General features: G+C 52.5%; 11 protein-coding genes. 4 read left to right on the top strand and 7 right to left on the bottom strand.

What is annotated here, in order from left to right; all coding sequences use genetic code 11:
* Positions 1 to 10: 10 nt before the first annotated feature.
* Complete coding sequence (locus HA51_RS16950) at positions 11 to 1,312, bottom strand: MFS transporter (RefSeq protein ID WP_084935782.1); 1,302 nt, start codon at positions 1,310 to 1,312, stop codon at positions 11 to 13.
* A 375-nt stretch (positions 1,313 to 1,687) separates the two neighbouring features.
* Between HA51_RS16950 and uxuA the strand changes: the two genes are divergently transcribed.
* The 4 genes from uxuA to uxuR all read left to right on the top strand — a co-directional run bounded on the left by uxuA (position 1,688) and on the right by uxuR (position 6,752).
* A complete protein-coding gene (gene uxuA, locus HA51_RS16945; protein ID WP_084935781.1) occupies positions 1,688 to 2,866 on the top strand; it encodes a mannonate dehydratase in 1,179 nt (392 codons plus the stop codon).
* 136 nt (positions 2,867 to 3,002) lie between these two features.
* Positions 3,003 to 4,484: a fructuronate reductase gene (locus tag HA51_RS16940; RefSeq protein ID WP_084935780.1), complete on the top strand. Its 1,482-nt coding sequence runs from the start codon at positions 3,003 to 3,005 to the stop codon at positions 4,482 to 4,484.
* Entirely contained in the window at positions 4,481 to 5,899 is a 1,419-nt protein-coding gene (uxaC, locus tag HA51_RS16935) for a glucuronate isomerase (RefSeq protein WP_084935779.1), read from the top strand. The genes HA51_RS16940 and uxaC overlap by 4 nt, the downstream gene beginning before the upstream one ends.
* An 85-nt stretch (positions 5,900 to 5,984) precedes the next feature.
* Positions 5,985 to 6,752, top strand: coding sequence for a Uxu operon transcriptional regulator (gene uxuR / locus HA51_RS16930; RefSeq protein ID WP_084935778.1), 768 nt, complete (start codon positions 5,985 to 5,987; stop codon positions 6,750 to 6,752).
* Between the two features lie 33 nt (positions 6,753 to 6,785).
* Here the strand turns inward: uxuR and HA51_RS16925 are convergent, their stop codons facing one another.
* From HA51_RS16925 to HA51_RS16895, 6 genes are all read right to left on the bottom strand, one after another.
* On the bottom strand, positions 6,786 to 7,973 hold the full coding sequence (locus HA51_RS16925; protein WP_084935777.1) for an aminotransferase-like domain-containing protein: 1,188 nt from the start codon (positions 7,971 to 7,973) through the stop codon (positions 6,786 to 6,788).
* A gap of 210 nt (positions 7,974 to 8,183) precedes the next feature.
* Positions 8,184 to 8,669 carry a type II toxin-antitoxin system YhaV family toxin gene (locus tag HA51_RS16920; protein WP_084935776.1) on the bottom strand — a complete coding sequence of 162 codons (486 nt, stop codon included), beginning with the start codon at positions 8,667 to 8,669 and terminating at the stop codon, positions 8,184 to 8,186.
* Between the two features lie 5 nt (positions 8,670 to 8,674).
* Positions 8,675 to 9,019 (bottom strand): type II toxin-antitoxin system PrlF family antitoxin, encoded by a 345-nt coding sequence (locus tag HA51_RS16915; RefSeq protein ID WP_084935775.1) that lies wholly within the window; start codon positions 9,017 to 9,019, stop codon positions 8,675 to 8,677.
* Between the two features lie 625 nt (positions 9,020 to 9,644).
* On the bottom strand, positions 9,645 to 10,937 hold the full coding sequence (locus HA51_RS16905) for a PQQ-dependent sugar dehydrogenase (protein ID WP_084935773.1): 1,293 nt from the start codon (positions 10,935 to 10,937) through the stop codon (positions 9,645 to 9,647).
* A complete protein-coding gene (locus tag HA51_RS16900) occupies positions 10,934 to 11,356 on the bottom strand; it encodes a DUF2231 domain-containing protein (RefSeq protein ID WP_084935772.1) in 423 nt (140 codons plus the stop codon). Before HA51_RS16900 ends, HA51_RS16905 begins: the two co-directional genes overlap by 4 nt.
* A 131-nt stretch (positions 11,357 to 11,487) precedes the next feature.
* On the bottom strand, positions 11,488 to 12,603 hold the full coding sequence (locus tag HA51_RS16895; RefSeq protein WP_084935771.1) for an ABC transporter substrate-binding protein: 1,116 nt from the start codon (positions 12,601 to 12,603) through the stop codon (positions 11,488 to 11,490).
* Positions 12,604 to 12,733: the final 130 nt, after the last annotated feature.

Here is a 12,733-nt window from a genome sequence, read left to right as displayed (position 1 = left end):
ACCTACTTTTTCAGGCGCGCTGCGCGCGACGTTCAGCAATAAAAGCAATCAGGAAGACCGCGCCAATCAAATCAAAGAAGCCCATCGCGACAAACAGCGGGTTGAAACCAATTTTGTCAGCGGTAACACCGATAATCAGCGAGAACAAGAAGCTGGAGATCCACGCGAAGGAACCGCGCATACCATTCACCGTCGCCATTTGGCCTTTATCAAACTTCTCCACCACCAGCGCACTCAGCATGCAGGAGATGATCTGGTGACCGAAGCCCCCGATTGAGATCAGTGCAATGGCGACATACGGATCTTTCGTCATCGCCACCAGCGCGAGGGAAAGCATCAGGAAAGCGCCGGTGACCGAGCTGGCAACGACCGAATTAACCAGTCTGAAACCAAACAAACGGGTGTAGAGACGCGTCAGATAGCCACTGGCCACACTACCGAGGTCCGCAGCGAGGAAAGGCATCCAGGCAAACATGGCGATCTGCTTGAGATCCATACCGAGATCTTTTGCCAGATAGAGCGGCACCCAGAAACTCAGCACACCCCACGCCGGTTCGGCCATAAAGGCAGGAATGGCGATACCGTAAAACCGTTTATTTTTTGAAACGCTTTTCAGTGCCTTGAAGAAAGGGAGTTTGACGGCAGGCGGTTCATTATCCTGACGAATGAATTCCAGTTCCGATGCAGACAGATTGGGATGGATTTCCGGATCGCGATACAGCAGCCACCACAGCACCACCCACGCCAGCGCCAGACAACCGGTAAACAGGAACGCACCCTGCCAACCGAAGGAAGCGTGAGCAAAATAGATGATCGGGGGCGCCAACATAGCACCAATCGAGAAGCCCACTCCGGCCCAACCCGCCGCGACCGGACGCTCTTTTTTCGGGAACCATTCGCCCAGCACTTTGGCGTTGGCTGGCGTGGCGGCAGCCTCTGCGCCTCCCATTACAAAGCGCAGAATGGCAAGATGCACCCAGCTCGCCGCCCCGGCATGGAACAGACAGGCAACCGCCCAGATCGAAGCACAAATCAGGAAGCCGACTTTGAGACCGATGACATCAATCAGCCAGCCACAAATTGGTTGAAAGAAGGTATATGCCAGCTGAAACGCACCGACGATCCATGAATATTGTTCAGTGGTGATGCCCAGGCTGGTTTTCAGCTCAGGCGCCAGAATGCCCAATGAGTTACGCGTGATGTAGTTGACGGTAACGCCCGCTAAGAACAACACCAATACCCACCAGCGCAAATTGCGGAAAGTGCGTTTGCTGCCAGCGGCAGCGATCCCAGGATTCAAACTGCGGTTCATCTGGTTCTCCATTCTTTATTAACATCATGAGCTTACAAATCCTGTGGTGAATACGCGGGCATGCGATAAACCGGAAATATCGTTGGCTGCCGCCCAGGAATTGTTGCTTGTTGTTGAGGAGCGACTTCAGTGAGTCATCTCTAACCATCCGCCAGGAGTGAACCACAGATGCTTGGGCTGGTCGCCAGTCAGATGCTGCAATTGTGATCTGGTTAACCAAAATGGTTTGTCAGGTTGACATGAGTGGCTAAAGAGCCGAATTTTAGAGCCAGAAGGCGCAAATTACGCGAAGAGCAGTGCGCTAACCGATAAATAGGTCAACCAATATAAGAATGGTCTTGAGTTGAATCTTCAGGACCCAAAAGAGGTAACAACATGAAGCAGACCTGGCGCTGGTATGGCCCGAATGACCCCGTTTCTCTTGCCGATGCACGACAAGCTGGCGCGACCGGCATCGTTACCGCCCTGCACCACATCCCTAACGGTGAAGTGTGGTCGGTGGACGAAATTATGCAGCGTAAAGCCATCGTGGAAGCCGCTGGTCTGGTGTGGTCAGTGGTGGAAAGCGTGCCGATTCACGAAGAGATCAAAACCGGCAGCGGTGAGTGTCAGAAGTGGATCAGCAATTACCAGCTGTCTCTGCGAAATCTGGCGCAATGCGGTATTAAAACTGTCTGCTACAACTTCATGCCGATCCTCGATTGGACGCGTACGGACCTTGAGTACCTGTTACCCGATGGCGCCAAAGCCCTGCGCTTTGATCAGATTGAATTTGCCGTGTTTGAACTGCACATTTTGCAGCGTCCCGGTGCGGAAAAAGATTACAGCGCCACTGAAATAGCGCAGGCAGCGGACCGTTTCGCCAACATGAGCGAAGCGCATAAAACCCGTCTGACGCGCAATATTATCGCGGGTTTACCAGGTGCAGAAGAAGGTTACACGCTGGACCAGTTCCGTGCTCAATTAGCCCGTTATGACGGCATCGGCAAAGCTGAGTTGCGTGAAAACTTCGCCACCTTCCTGCGCGCCATTATTCCGGTGGCAGAAGAAGCCGGCATTCGTATGGCAGTGCACCCGGATGACCCACCACGCCCTATCCTTGGCCTACCGCGCATTGTCTCCAATGCAGAAGACTTGCAGTGGATGATCGATACCGTTCCAAGCCCTGCAAATGGCTTCACCATGTGCAGCGGTTCTTATGGCGTATTAGCTGAAAACGATCTCGCTGGCATGGTGAAACGCTTTGGTCCTCGCATCTACTTTGCGCATCTGCGGTCAACCAAACGCGAAGAGAATCCAAACACCTTCCACGAAGCGGCGCATTTGGGCGGCGATGTCGACATGTTCGCGGTGATCAAAGCGATTGCTGAAGAAGAACATCGCCGTAAAGCGGCCGGTCAGGAGGATTTGATTCCGATGCGCCCGGATCATGGCCACCAAATGCTCGATGATTTAAGAAAGAAAACTAACCCCGGCTATTCGGCGATTGGTCGTCTGAAAGGATTGGCGGAAATTCGCGGTGTGGAGCTGGCGATCCATCGCGCTTATTTCTAAACACATCGCGCGTCTGTGGGCGCCATTAATGACGCCCCTACAATGCAGCAATACGCTGAAAATTGATGCCTAACCTACCGCACCCCGGCTCTTTGTAGGGTGCGCATTGATGCGCATCGGGTCGAATGGAGTTTACATGGAACACACCCTTGCCAATGGCGAGTTAAACGTCACCCGCCCAAGCTGGAATCATCAACGATTGGTGCCGCGTATTGTGCATATCGGCTGCGGTGCCTTTCATCGCGCGCATCAGGCACTGTATCTGCATCACCTGCTTGAAATCAGCGACAGTGACTGGGGCATCTGTGAAGTCAACCTGATGTCGGCGAGCGGCAAACTGTTGGTCGAACAACTGCGCCAACAAGACCTGCTCTACAGCGTGACGGAAAAAGGTGCTAAGCAAAACGACGTTCACCTCGTTGCGGCCATCAAAGAAGCCTTGCATCCTGCACTGGATGGACACGATGGCATTATCGCAGCGCTGGCTCGTCCGGAAACCGCTATCGTTTCATTGACGGTGACGGAAAAAGGCTATTGCACCCAAGGTGCCAACGGTGAGTTGGATGCTGACAATACGTTGATACAACATGATATTGCGCACCCCACTACGCCTAAATCCGCCATTGGTTTTATTGTCGAAGCATTACGTGTTCGTCGTGAACGCGGTGTTGGGCCGTTTACTGTGCTGTCCTGCGACAACCTGCGCGATAACGGCCATGTGGCGCGCGCCGCTGTGGTAGGCCTGGCGCAGTTACGCGATGCGGCACTGGCGCATTGGATTGATAAGAACGTGACATTCCCCAGCAGCATGGTTGACCGCATCGTTCCCGCGGTGACCGATGAAACCCAACAGGAAATTCGTGCGCTGCTGGGCGTCGAGGATCCCTGCGGCGTGGCCTGCGAGCCGTTTCGCCAATGGGTGATCGAAGATAACTTTGTCAACGGTCGCCCGGAGTGGGACCGCGTTGGTGCGCAGTTTGTGGCAGACGTTGCACCGTTTGAAATGATGAAACTGCGTATGCTCAACGGCAGTCACTCCTTCCTTGCCTACCTCGGGTATCTGGGTGGTTGTGAAACCATCGCTGACACCATGCAACTCCCGAGCTATCGCCAGGCAGCATTGGCACTGATGATGCAGGAGCAAGCACCGACGCTGTCGATGCCTGAAGGGATCGATCTGCAAGCCTATGCCAATCAGCTGATTGAGCGTTTTAGCAACCCTTCGCTGCGCCACCGGACGCAACAGATTGCGATGGATGGCAGCCAGAAGCTGCCACAGCGCTGGCTCGATTCCGTGCGCTATCACTTGCTGCAAGGCAGTGACTATCGCCACTTGATGCTGGGAATTGCCGGCTGGATGCGTTACGTGCTCGGAAAAAATGAGCGAGGTGAAGCATTTGACGTGGTTGACCCATTAAGTGCCACGTTGCGTGACATCAACCAGCACACGCCAGAAGGCGACGCGCGCATTAGCGCCCTGCTCGCTGTGAGAACCATTTTTGGAGACGATTTGCCTGCCAATTCAGGCTTCGTCAGCCATCTTCAACAGGTGTACGCGCAACTTTGCCAGTATGGTGCCCGTGCCGCCGTTGCATCTCTGAATCAGGAGCCGAAATGAAACGCTTTATGGATGATGATTTCCTGCTGCAAAGCGATATTGCTCGCCGCTTGTACCATGACTTTGCCGCCGATATGCCGATCTACGATTATCACTGTCATCTCAACCCGCAGGAGATCGCCGAAGATCGTCAGTTCGCGAACCTCGGTCAGATTTGGCTGGAGGGCGATCACTACAAATGGCGTGCGCTGCGAGCGGCCGGCGTCGATGAGTCACTGATCACCGGCAAAACCACTAGCGATTATGATAAATATCTCGCCTGGGCCCACACCGTACCGAAAACGCTGGGCAATCCGCTCTATCACTGGACACATCTGGAGCTGCGTCGCCCGTTCGGCATCACCAATACGTTATTTGGGCCGGACACCGCACAACGCGTATGGGACGAATGCGCCGAGAAACTGGCAACCCCGGCATTTTCTGCACGCGGCATTATGCGTCAAATGAATGTACGTATGGTCGGCACCACCGATGACCCGGTTGATTCGCTGCAATATCATCGTCAGATTGCCGAAGACAGCAGCTTTGATATTGATGTCGCGCCAAGCTGGCGTCCGGATAAGGTGTTCAAGATTGAGCTTGAGGGGTTTGTCGAGTACCTGGAACGGTTGGAGGCAGCAGCGGATGTGGCGATCACCGACTTTGATGCGTTGCGCACCGCGCTGTTGCGTCGTTTAGATCACTTCTCAACCCATGGTTGTCGTGCAGCGGATCACGGGATTGAAGTGCTGCGCTTTGCACCAGTTCCGGACGATAGCGTGTTGGACGCCATTCTGGTGAAACGTCGCCACGGCGACACGCTAAGCGAGCTGGAAATCGCACAGTTTAGCAGCGCGGTGCTGGTCTGGTTGGGTTCCGAGTACGCACGACGTGATTGGGTGATGCAGCTTCATATCGGCGCCATTCGCAATAACAGCACGCGCCTGTTCCGTCTGCTGGGTGCCGACAGCGGTTTTGATTCTATTGGCGATAACAACATCGCTTTGCCGCTCTCGCGCCTGCTGGATGCGATGGATGTAAACGATCAACTGCCAAAGACCATTCTGTATTGCCTCAATCCGCGTGACAACGAAGTGCTGGCGACCATGGCAGGCAACTTCCAGGGTGCGGGCATCGCCGGAAAAGTGCAGTTTGGTTCCGGCTGGTGGTTCAACGACCAGCGTGACGGCATGTTGCGCCAACTGGAGCAACTCTCACAAATCGGCTTGCTCAGCCAGTTTGTTGGCATGTTGACCGACTCACGCAGTTTCCTCTCCTACACGCGCCACGAATACTTCCGCCGGATACTGTGCAATTTGCTCGCGCAATGGGTACATGAAGGCATTGTGCCGCACGACGAAGCCGTACTCGGCAGCATGCTGCAAGATATTTGCTTCAACAACGCGCAGCGCTACTTCACCCTTAACCCAAGGTGAAAATCACGCCCTGTGCTATAGTGCAGGGCGCGAAAGATGGCCGCATCTGCAGTCCTAAACTCCTTAATCAGCAGAAAAGAGCTCTATGAAAACACAAGCTTCAGCACAGCGCCCTTATCAGGAAGTCGGGGAAATGTTGCGTAACATGATTATGCAAAAACAGTATGCCGTGGGCGAACGACTGCCGCCGGAACGCGAGTTGGCTGCCCTGCTGGATGTCACGCGTACACTGGTGCGTGAGGCCTTGATTATGCTGGAGCTGGAAGGTTTGATTGAGGTGCGGCGGGGTGCAGGTATTTACGTGGTCAATGACAGCCCAGCAACACGAAGCAGCGGGCAAACCGCCTGCAACGATGCGGGGCCGTTTGAGATGTTACAAGCACGCCAATTGCTGGAGAGCAATATCGCGGAGTTTGCTGCCCTGCAGGCAACCCGCGAAGACATCATCAAAATGCGTCAGGCGCTGGAGTTGGAGGAGAAAGAGCTGGCTTCCGGCGCGGTCAATGAAAGCGAGAACGGCGACCGTAATTTCCATTTAGCGATTGCCGAAGCCACCCACAACAGCATGTTGGTCGAACTGTTTAAGCAATCTTGGCAGTGGCGTGAAGACAATGTGATGTGGAGCCAATTGCATCGTCATCTGGTCAACACGCATTACCGCAAGCAGTGGCTCGACGATCACAAAAGAATCCTCGCCACCTTAATCAAGAAAGACGCGCGTGCCGCTAAGCAGGCCATGTGGCAGCATCTGGAAAATGTGAAACAGCGACTGCTGGAATTTTCAGACGTCGACGACATCTATTTTGATGGTTACCTGTTTGAATCCTGGCCGCTGGACAGTGCCAACGGCTAGGAACAACCCTTTCTGCAAAGGGCTTTTAGGTCGTTACTGCGGTAATGACGCTTTCAGACGCTGTGCGGCCAAGGCCAGGTTGGTTTCCGAGACCGAGGCATAGGAAATACGCAGCGTTGAGGTATCCGGATTGTCACAGTAGAAGAACTCACCGGGAACATACACCACACCATTGCTCAGCGTGGTTTTCAGCCATTCAGTGGTGTTGAAGGCTTCTTTGAAGGTTGCCCACAGGAACATGCCACCCAGCGGGCGATAGAAGTGCAGTCTGTCGCCCAGCTCTGTGTCCAGTGCCGTACACAGTGCATCACACTTCTGCTTGTAAGCCGCACGAATCAATTTAATCTGCTCCGGCAAGCGACCGGTTTCCAGATAATGACGCGTCATTGACTGCGACAATGAACTGGTGTGCAGATCCGTTGCCTGCTTCAGGTTCACTACCGACGACTTCAACCAACTCGGCATGGTAATCCAGCCAACACGCGCACCCGGTGCCAGAATTTTGGAGAAGGTCGAGGTATAAATGACATTCTCACTGGCACCCATTGCTTGCGCATGGGATTTCAATGGGCGGAATGTCTGATCGGTGAAATTGATCTCGCTGTAGGGGTCGTCTTCAAAAATCAGGAAATCATACTGTTTCGCCAGTGCAACAAGCTGCTGACGACGCGCTTCTGATAAGGTGACACCGCTTGGGTTGCCAAAGGTTGGCACGATATACACGGCTTTGATTGGCGTCTGTTTGACCAGTTCTGCCAACTCATCAACGATCATACCTTCGCCGTCGGTACCAACAGACTTGAACTGTGCTTCCGCCAGTTGGAAAACCTGTAATGCCGCAAGGTAAGTGGGACGCTCCACCACCACGATATCACCTGGGTTGATCAACGCACGGGCAATAATATCCAGTGATTGCTGTGACCCAGAAGTGACCACAACGTCGTCCGGCGTGCACTCAATACCACGATCGGCTGAAATGCGGCAGATCGCTTCACGTAACAGCGGATCTCCTTCACTCAAGCCATACTGAAACGCATTGTGGCCATCCTGCGATAACGCACGATCCATCGCGATTTGCAGACCTTCAGTATCAAACAGGTCCGGATTAGGGATGCCGCCACCGAGTGAGATCACCCCTTCCATTTTGCTGTGTTTCAATAAATCACGAATGGCAGATGAATGAATGCGTTGAACGCTTTTGGATAATTTTTGCGACGACATAAAACCTTTACCTGATTATATTTTTCTAAGGCTAAATTCATAACATAAGTTAGCTATGCTGATAATCACATTTTCACCCTTTGGCTAAGAGAATTTAGTACCGAAAGAAAACTATCAGTTTGAGTGAGTTTTCTTTCCCGAAGCAGAGTCGCATGAGCGTGGTTGACATGGGTTAATTCTTGTTAGCAACCGGGTTTGGTCTGTGGAGGGTTAACGCTGCGAAACGCCTTGTATGAAGAGATGGTCAACGCGGGATTGCCCCAACAATTCATCCCAGTCACTGGGTGGATGTCCACTCGCCAGCATTGTCGCAAACACTTTATAAGCATCTCTTTTGCTCCCATAAGCGCGTTTAGTTTCCGCGTCATTTATCCAGGCAAGAATAATGGTTTTGTGCGGCTCGCTGTAACGGAAAAAGAGACGATACTGCATGAGAAACTTGGCGCGGAACCAATGTTTATTGGCATCGCCAAGGGTACTGCCCTGCCGAAACTTAACTTGCGTGGGATCTGCGCAAATTTCTGAATGAATAACCTTTAGCACTGCCGCCAATAATTTTGTCGCTGCTTTCTTTTGGAAGCCCTCCGGATACTTTTCTTTCAAGACTTCAACTTCTTCTATCAACGCTTCAAGCTGAGAGGAAAAGCAAGGGTGAACGAATATTTTCCATCCATTGATTTCAGCATTTACATCCATGTATATCACTCGTCATCAGTAAGAGGAGCATCCAGATCAACGTCCACATCCGTTGTAAGCGATGCTGCACGCGCGATTAGAGTACGATCGAGTGGCTTAAGATTCGCCGGGTTGTTGCGCATATCTTCTGCGAGGAAATTAAGAAAATCGACGATCACCGGATCATCTTCACTGGCCGATTCTTGTCTGGACATTAAAACCTGTCCCCCTGGTAACACGGCGTACTCAATGTTCTCACCTGGCTGCAGATTCATTGCATCCCTCACAGAAGCTGGGATGGTAGTTTGGCTCCGCGCAGTGAGTTTTGATGTTGCACGTAGGGACACGCCCGCTGTCGTTATAAGTTGCATATGCCATTGCCTCAAGTCAAAACACGGCTTAAATCTAATGCATATGCATTGGCAATGCAAATGCATTGCATGAACATATCTTAGTCAAAACTCAGGCTCACTCCTTGTGAGAAAAAGGCGGAGGGGTTAGCTCCGCCTTGTTTCAAGTTCCGGTCAGTGCGCCTGACCGGTCAGTTGCATAAGGGCAACGATGATTTGCAAGACAACCCGGACTAAATCCATGAGTAGCCGAACAAGTTCCATCACTTTCCTTCTCCTCTGACAGGAGCGCGCCTTTCAGCTACCGGGGCTTTGACTCCACCCGCCGATGGCCTGAGCACAATTGTGAGGAGTGCTGAGCGCCACTCATTGTGGAAGCCACAGGCCAGCACCACCTGATACCTGCCGGGATTTGACTATCCGCGCCCCTGGGAGTCATCAGAAACAATGAGACTGCGCTCGCCACTCAACACCTGTATAACCATACAGTATTTTAGCGAAACTTGAAATATTTCCCCGCACATTTTATGATTTGCATTGTGAGGAGTGCTGAGCACCCCGTTCGCAACGCGGTTACCAGCCGGTGAGCGAACATAAAAAAAGGATTTGGCCACCCAGCCAAATCCTTTTTTATTGCCTGCAGTAATCAGTTTGCTGAACTGATTCGCCAAATGGCATCACCCGCATCGTCTGCTATCAGCACACCGCCTTGCTGATCAGCGGCGAGTCCAACCGGCAAGCCACGCACCTGTTTTTGATCATCCGTCAGGAATCCTGTCACCACAGGTTGCGGTTGCCCAACCGGTTTTCCATTTTCGAATTTCACCCACACCACCTGATAGCCATTCAGCGGTGTGCGATTCCAACTGCCGTGTTCGCTGATAAATGCCCCGCCACGATACTGCGGCATATTATCCGCACCATAGAACAGTAGACCCAGCGGAGCCACATGCGAACTGAGCGCGTAGTCCGGCTTGATAGCTTTCTCGACTAAATCGGGACGCTGCGGCTGGGCGCGCACATCCACATGTTGACCGTAGTAACTGTACGGCCAACCGTAGAAACCTTTGTCTTGCACTGAGGTCATGTAATCTGGCACCAGGTCGGAACCGATTTCATCACGCTCATTAACAATCGCCCATAGCTTGCCGCTTTGCGGCTCCCATTGCAGACCTGTTGGATTGCGCAGTCCACTGGCATAGATGCGACTGGCACCACTCGCCGTATCAACCTCCAATACCGCGGCACGGCGGTACTCTGCACCGATGCCGTTTTCCGTAATGTTACTGTTGGAACCGACACCGACATAAAGCTTTGTGCCGTCCGGGCTGGCAACCAGCGATTTAGTCCAGTGGTGGTTAATCGGCCCACCCGGCAACTCGGTTACCACCACGGGCGGCGTACGAATCTCGGTTTGGCCGTTCTCATACGGGAACTTCACCAGGCTATCGGCATTGGCAACATACAGCGTGTTGCCCACCAGTTGCATGCCGAACGGCGCAGTGAGGTTGTCGATAAAACGATGTTGCTCCCACTTGCCATCCACATTGCGCAGCAACGTAATGCGATTGCCACCCGCCCCACCCTTACCAGATGCATTCTTCACGATGCCGGTAATCAGATCCTTCGGCGCGGTAGTCGGTTTCGGTGTGCCATTGGACTCCGCCACCAGCACATCATTGTTTGGCAGCACCAAGACTTGCCGAGGATGCTGCAAATGTTCGGCAATCTTTTCAATTTTCAACCCCTCTGCCACCTTCGGCATTTCACCCGCTTTCCACGGCGTGGCTTGCGGTACCTGCATCGGGGGAACAAAGAAGTTTTGCGCTTGCGGTAATTCGGGATCGGGGCCAATTTGCTTTTGCGGATCAATCAACGCACCGTCATCGCAGGCGCTGAGTAGCATCGCGAGCGTTACTGCACCAAGAATCTGTTTCATACGTGACCTCCCTGTACGGTACGTCCACGCAGTGCGAGTTGTACATTGGCAAGTAACAGCAGAACGACGACCACCGTCGATAATGTCACACCGAGCGGTATTACGGCGTAGGCGTCGCGGCTGTGAATAAAGGCATTGATGATGGCTATGACAATAGCCAGTAGCGACAGCCAGAAGTGCGTTTTTTCACTGGGGTAAGGCCCACGAAATAGGTAAACAAGGCTGATAATTCTGGGCAGGATGGCTATCACCAGACCAATGGCAATCAACCAGCTGGCGGATTTGGTCCACATGATGACAAAGGTTTGCAGGTAAATGATGTCGAACAGCCAGGCGGCAACAAAAAAGCCCAGCGGCAAGGGTTCCAACAGTGCATAAAGCCCGACTAAAAACGCCGAACGTCCCGAGGTATACAACATTTGACTCTCCCTTTACGTTTATTTTTCAGACGCTGGCTGTGTTTCTCTTCCCCGAAACCGCAGCCAAACGCCTGTAATATATTAGTAAAGATGAAGAGTTATGCGCGGAAATGCCGCAAAAAGCCTAAAGATTATGACTTATCAGCAGGCAGTGTCACCCAGTAACCCGGCTGATACGGCAGAGGCAAAAACTTCTCATGGAATTCACGGAATGTCGCGTCAGGATCGAGATCCTTAAACAGATCCGGATGCAGCCATTTCGCCAGCGCCTGAATCGCAACAAACTGATAAGGGCTGTCATAGAACTGATGCCAGATGGCATGGGCATTACCATTGTGCGCCACTGGCAGGGTTTTGAAGGCATCACGCATCATCAGTAATTTCAAACGTGCAGTGGCTTCCTTGGTGTCCGCGCCTGGACCTACACCCACCCATTTGCCTACGGTGTTGTAGTTCTTCCAGTTTGCGCCCGTCACCACCACCACATCAGGACGGCTGGCAATGATTTGTTCGGGATTCAAAGTACCGAAGGTGCCTGGAATCAGGTCTTTGGCAATATTGCTCCCCCCTGCCAGTTCAACCATCTGACCAAAGTTCTCGTTACCGAACGACATGCAGCATTCATCGGTATAGCCGCCCGCACGGTCAATCATCACTTTTGGACGTGGGCCGGTGAAGTTTTTCAGGCGATCGGTCACCTTTTCAATTTCTGCACGACGGAACGCAACAATCTCTTCAGCGCGCTGTGGGTTATTTACCAGTTCGCCCATGATGCGAATGCTTTTCTCGGCGTGCTCCATCGGCTTCTCGCGGAAGTCGATAAACACCACCGGAACGCCCACCGCCTGCAACTTCTCAATCAGCTTGCCTTCATCTGTGGCGGCTTTTGATTCCAGGTTCATTAACACTAAATCAGGCTTCAGCGTCAGCGCTTGCTCAACATTAAAGGTGCCATCTTTCGCGCCACCAAACGTTGGCAGCTTTTTAATCTCTGGATACTTCTTTTCATACGCCATATAGCCGTCATAGTCGGCCTTGGGGAAATCATCGCGCCAGCCTACAACGCGATGGAAAGGGGCCGCGGTGTCGAAAGCCGCTAGCAGATACATCTGACGTCCTTCCCCCAGAATGATGCGCTTAGACTCCTCTTTAACCTCAACCTGACGTCCTGCGATGTCGGTAATGATTTTTGCCGAGGCGGAACTCGCTACCGCCACTAACCCCAGTGCTAACAGCCATTTTTTCATTTCGTCTACCCGTACAAATGATAATGATTATTATTAAATTTTCGCGGCGTCACTATCACCTGGCAGGCGCAAAATGAAAAGCCCCTGAGACACATTTTTTTACATCCTGTTATGTTCATTTTCAGTGTGC

The organism is Pantoea rwandensis (assembly GCF_002095475.1).
GTDB classification, from domain to species: Bacteria; Pseudomonadota; Gammaproteobacteria; order Enterobacterales; family Enterobacteriaceae; genus Pantoea; species Pantoea rwandensis.
This window is presented reverse-complemented; position numbering and strand designations above follow the sequence as displayed.

Bases quoted from the DNA above. Each gene is read 5' to 3' on its own strand.
- HA51_RS16950 (WP_084935782.1), bottom strand. From the start codon at position 1,312: ATGAACCGCAGTTTGAATCCTGGGATCGCTGCCGCTGGCAGCAAACGC.
- uxuA (WP_084935781.1), top strand. From the start codon at position 1,688: ATGAAGCAGACCTGGCGCTGGTATGGCCCGAATGACCCCGTTTCTCTT.
- HA51_RS16940 (WP_084935780.1), top strand. From the start codon at position 3,003: ATGGAACACACCCTTGCCAATGGCGAGTTAAACGTCACCCGCCCAAGC.
- uxaC (WP_084935779.1), top strand. From the start codon at position 4,481: ATGAAACGCTTTATGGATGATGATTTCCTGCTGCAAAGCGATATTGCT.
- uxuR (WP_084935778.1), top strand. From the start codon at position 5,985: ATGAAAACACAAGCTTCAGCACAGCGCCCTTATCAGGAAGTCGGGGAA.
- HA51_RS16925 (WP_084935777.1), bottom strand. From the start codon at position 7,973: ATGTCGTCGCAAAAATTATCCAAAAGCGTTCAACGCATTCATTCATCT.
- HA51_RS16920 (WP_084935776.1), bottom strand. From the start codon at position 8,669: ATGGATGTAAATGCTGAAATCAATGGATGGAAAATATTCGTTCACCCT.
- HA51_RS16915 (WP_084935775.1), bottom strand. From the start codon at position 9,019: ATGCAACTTATAACGACAGCGGGCGTGTCCCTACGTGCAACATCAAAA.
- HA51_RS16905 (WP_084935773.1), bottom strand. From the start codon at position 10,937: ATGAAACAGATTCTTGGTGCAGTAACGCTCGCGATGCTACTCAGCGCC.
- HA51_RS16900 (WP_084935772.1), bottom strand. From the start codon at position 11,356: ATGTTGTATACCTCGGGACGTTCGGCGTTTTTAGTCGGGCTTTATGCA.
- HA51_RS16895 (WP_084935771.1), bottom strand. From the start codon at position 12,603: ATGAAAAAATGGCTGTTAGCACTGGGGTTAGTGGCGGTAGCGAGTTCC.